This is a genomic window from Deinococcus marmoris (genome assembly GCF_001949125.1).
Lineage (GTDB): Bacteria > Deinococcota > Deinococci > Deinococcales > Deinococcaceae > Deinococcus > Deinococcus marmoris_A.
Genome location: NZ_MSTI01000170.1, coordinates 1 through 3,466, shown reverse-complemented (window position 1 = coordinate 3,466; position 3,466 = coordinate 1). Strand labels below are relative to the sequence as shown.

Annotated in this window: 5 protein-coding genes; 3 read left to right on the top strand and 2 right to left on the bottom strand. The window is 65.1% G+C overall.

Annotation, left to right across the window (positions count from 1 at the left end; translation table 11 throughout):
• Both BOO71_RS24415 and BOO71_RS24410 read left to right on the top strand, forming a co-directional pair.
• Positions 1 to 339 (top strand): EAL domain-containing protein (locus BOO71_RS24415; protein ID WP_139323182.1); only part of this gene is annotated, 339 nt, incomplete at its 5' end.
• Entirely contained in the window at positions 336 to 1,214 is an 879-nt protein-coding gene (locus BOO71_RS24410; protein WP_075836853.1) for a sensor domain-containing diguanylate cyclase, read from the top strand. The genes BOO71_RS24415 and BOO71_RS24410, both read left to right, overlap by 4 nt.
• A gap of 226 nt (positions 1,215 to 1,440) precedes the next feature.
• On the opposite strand, the gene BOO71_RS24405 is transcribed toward BOO71_RS24410, so the two are convergent.
• Positions 1,441 to 2,220, bottom strand: a complete 780-nt coding sequence (locus BOO71_RS24405; RefSeq protein ID WP_075836852.1) for a hypothetical protein — start codon at positions 2,218 to 2,220, stop codon at positions 1,441 to 1,443.
• Positions 2,221 to 2,433: 213 nt separating this feature from the next.
• Positions 2,434 to 3,066, bottom strand: a complete 633-nt coding sequence (locus tag BOO71_RS24400) for a TetR/AcrR family transcriptional regulator (protein WP_075836854.1) — start codon at positions 3,064 to 3,066, stop codon at positions 2,434 to 2,436.
• A 72-nt stretch (positions 3,067 to 3,138) separates the two neighbouring features.
• Here BOO71_RS24400 and BOO71_RS28115 point away from each other — a divergent pair.
• A partial coding sequence (locus BOO71_RS28115) for a hypothetical protein (protein WP_217694945.1) occupies positions 3,139 to 3,466 on the top strand: 328 nt, incomplete at its 3' end.

Below are 3,466 nucleotides of genomic sequence, written 5' to 3'. Positions count from 1 at the left end.
CAACAGGAAGGCGCACAGGTGGCCCTGGATGACCTGGGGGCCGGACACACCAGCCTGAGCTACCTGACGGAACTCCGGCCAGACATCGTCAAGCTGGACCGGGCGCTGATCAGCGGCCTGCATGAGAATGACCGCCGGGTCCCCCTGGTCAGCGCGCTGATCGGGTACGCCCATGACCTGGGCATCCGGGTCGTCGCCGAGGGCATCGAGACGCAGGGCGAGCTGAGCCTGATGATGACCCTGGGCGCCGACTATGCGCAGGGCTATTTTCTGGGTCGGCCAGCCCCAGAAGTGGCCGGCCTCCTGCCCCAGGCCGCCCGCTTCTGGGGCCCGTCATGATTCAGCTCGCTGAATCAGACACTGTGGCCAGTCGGCCCCTGGAGCATACCCTGGTGTGGCAGGTGCTGGACACTGCGGATGTCGGCCTGCTGGTGACCGACGCCCGCCGGCGCATCGTGTATGTCAATGAGGCTTTCAGCCGGGTCACGGGCTACCGTCTGGAGGAGGTCAGGGGACGCACCTGTGCCCTTCTGCAAGGTGCAGAGACGGACCCGGCGGACATCGCGTTCATGCGTGCGGCCCTGGACCGTGGCGAGCCGTTCGAACGGGTCGTGCTGAACTACCGCAAGGACGGAAAGCCGTTGTGGTACCGGCTGCGGGTGCAGCCGATGTTCGTGGACGGCACGTTGCAATATTTTGTGGGCGTTCAGGAAGATTATTCGGAGGCTCACGCTGCGCAGCATGAATTGGAGCGTCTGGCCTACCATGACGGCCTGACGGGCTTGGGCAACCGCCGCGCCTTTGACCTGCAACTGAATAGGTTGGTCAGCGAGGACCAACCCTTTACGCTGCTCCTGCTGGACCTCGACGATTTTAAGCGGGTCAACGATCAGTACGGCCATTCTGCCGGAGACGCCTTGTTGCAGCGGGTGGCGGCTTGCCTGATGCAGGCCTCCCAGGAGGCCGGGACGGCCTTCCGGCTGGGCGGCGACGAATTCGGTCTCTTGCTTCAGGGCGATGACTGGCCCAGGGAGGACCGAACAACAGGACTGCTCGGTGACCTGATCAACGTCGGTGGCGAGCGCATCCGTGGGGCCACGGGGACGGCGCGTTTTCCTGACGAAGCGGGCGATGTCGAGGAGTTGTTGCGGCTCGCGGACCGGCGCCTGTATGCGCAGAAGGCGCTGACGCGGCGGGGCCAGGCCGCGAGGTAGCGCTAACGCACCCTGCCGCTCAGGCCGATCGTCATGGGCCGCCCTCAGGCCATTGAGAACAGTGGTTCGGCATTCCGGCTCCATCGCTCGGAACTGCAAATTCGTCTGCCGCTGCGATCTTGCCAAGCAGCCAGCGACTTGAAACTGCTTGCCCTAGCCAATGACGATCACACTTATGCACTCAGCCGCCTGTCAGCGGCTCAAGCCGGGCCTGCGCGCCGGCGCCTTACGGCTCGTCCCGACGCGGCCCCCCCAGCTTCTCGATGCGGTCTTGATGCGTCACCGCCGCCGCTTCCAGCTCTGCGCCACGTTCCTCCGCCGCCTGTTGCTGCTCTTCGAGGTCAGCAATCTGCTCCAGGTTCTGGGTCTCCGCCGCTTCCAGCACCTCAATGTCGCGCTGCGAACGCTCCGCCTGGTCCGAGAGCTGCGCTTTCTGGGCCGCGTGGGTCTGCCCGTCCTGCTCCAACTGGCGGATCCGCAGCAGCGTCTGTTGGTGCATGTCGTCCAAATGGGCCAGTTCCCGCTCCGTGCGCGCCCGCTCCGTCGCCTCCAACCGCTCGGCCACACCAGCACTGACCTGCGCCAGCGTCATGACCTGCTCCTTGCTTGTCGCCTCGCCGAGGGCCACGGCGATCAGGTCTTCCAGCGCTCTCGCCTGCCGCTGGACCACCGTGCCCAGGGCATTCAGCAACCCGGCAATGACGTTCTCCAGCGGAGTGCCCCGCACGTTCATCAGGGCATCCTGGATGGTTCCCTGGAGGCTTTGGGCCGCGTCGATCTGCGCCTGACCTGAACGAATCACCTGCTCGAGTCTGGCCACCCGGGCCTGTGCGGCCTGAGTATCGCCTTGCGCCACGCCCTCCCGGAGCTGGGTCTGGGTGGTGAGCATGACCTGCCGGAGGGACTGGGCCACACTGATCTGTTCCCGGCCTGCGCTGACGATCAATTCAAGCGCCTCACTCTGGGTGAATCCTGCTGCTCCGACGTGATGGCGCGCCGAGATCACGGAGCGGCGCTGCTGCTCCCGGTCCAGCTCAGGAGACCCCTCGCTTTCATGGGTTTTGGACGTGGGCGCAGTCTACAGGCCAACCGGTCATTGGGGCTTGACGAGAGGCGGAGCAGGAATCTGCCCTTGGAAGACAGACCACACTTCCAGCGGTACGGGAAAGCTGCGGTGGTCAAGGTCAGCGCTGGCATGTGCAGCGTGGCTGAACCTTTCTCAGATGTCTGACGACAGGTCGCGTTCTCCTGAAGACGTGTCCAGCCACGGGGTAAGGGCCATCTGGGTGACCCGCAGGAGGGTGGCGCGCAGCTCTACTGGATCCTGTGGAGGCTCCTGCTCTTCAAAAAAGAGATCCAGCACCCCTGTCACTGCCCCGATGAAGGCTCCAGTCAGTGCAGCAGCCGAGATCGGACTGAGGTCTGCTGGGAAGACGGCGGCCAGATGGCGGGCAATTTCGCGCTGCGCGTCGAATTGATGTTGGAGTGCCCGGCCACGGACAGCGGGAACCGTTCGCATCAACCGCAATCGCAACGCCGCCCGGCGGCCCGTCAGGTCATCAGACTCCTGGGTGGAGGTGGTCATGGCGCGCAGCAGCACCTGGACCGGGCCGTCGCCAGGCTGCCGGGCCGCGATGGCGTCAATGGCTGCGCCGATGCGCGCGTCGCTCTCCGGGAACAGCAGGTCTTCCTTGCTGGCAAAGTAACTGAAGATGGCCCGCTTGCTGATCTCGGCGGCGGCGGCAATGTCGTCCAGGGTGGTTTCGGTGTAACCGTGCCGCTCGAAAAGGTCCGTTGCCGCAGTGAGGATGGCCTGTCGGGTACGCAGGCGCTTGCGTTCGCGCAAAGTCATAAAGACCATTGTAGTCACCGGATGCAAACATTCACTCATTGCAAAATTGCGTCCAGTGAAATATAACTATTTATGACCCTTCCGCGCGTCCTGATTTCCGGCGCTGGCATCGCTGGCCCCACGCTCGCGTACTGGCTGGCGCGCAGCGGCTGGCAGCCCACCGTCATCGAGCGCTCAGACGGCCTGCGCTCCAGCGGCAATCCTGTGGATGTGCGCGGCCTGGCCTTGAGCGTCGCCGAACGCATGGGCATCGTCGCGGCCCTTCAGGCCGCCGCGACGCCCGTGCGGGCCATGAGCTTGTATGACCGAGTGGGGCACCGCTTCGCCCGTCTGCCCACCCCAGCGGGCCGCAGCGATGCGGGCACCCCTGAACTTGAGCTTCCCCGCAGTGACCTGGCCC

Bases quoted from the DNA above. Each gene is read 5' to 3' on its own strand.
- BOO71_RS24410 (WP_075836853.1), top strand. From the start codon at position 336: ATGATTCAGCTCGCTGAATCAGACACTGTGGCCAGTCGGCCCCTGGAG.
- BOO71_RS24400 (WP_075836854.1), bottom strand. From the start codon at position 3,066: ATGACTTTGCGCGAACGCAAGCGCCTGCGTACCCGACAGGCCATCCTC.